At 65.6% G+C, this 404-nt stretch carries 1 pseudogene; it reads left to right on the top strand.

The features are described 5' to 3' along the window. Positions 1 to 281, top strand: a pseudogene (locus KBX37_RS34055) (hypothetical protein); the annotation flags it as partial. Between the last annotated feature and the right edge of the window lie 123 nt (positions 282 to 404).

Below are 404 nucleotides of genomic sequence, written 5' to 3'. Positions count from 1 at the left end.
GGCGAGCCTGGTGGATGCGGCACTGGCTGCTGGGCACCACCTGTATCCAGACCCTTGAGGTCTTCGAACGCCGCGAGCCTGTTCTGCTGATCAGTCACGACGCGGACGACGGAGTCTGGCAGCTGATCGGGCCCTCCGACGCGGACCCCAGCACCGGCAAGGTCGGGCACCTGCACCATGCCGTCGACGAGGACCCCAGCCTGATCGACGTTCTTCTCCTGCCGCCCGGGCGCAGCGCGGTACGCGCGGGCGTCGTCAAGCACTGGACCGGCCACCTCTAACCCCAATGCCGTTCAGTTAAGGGGGTGGGTTGGTTGTCAACGCCGTCGTGTTGAGGATCTTGATGGCGATGGTGTGGTGGTAGTTGGTGCGGTCGATGGCGCCCTTGGCGCGGTGTTTGGAGA

The organism is Micromonospora sp. U56 (assembly GCF_018070095.1).
Classification (GTDB): domain Bacteria; phylum Actinomycetota; class Actinomycetes; order Mycobacteriales; family Micromonosporaceae; genus Micromonospora; species Micromonospora purpureochromogenes.
Note: the sequence above shows the minus strand (reverse complement) of the source record. Positions and strands in the feature narration are given on the sequence as shown.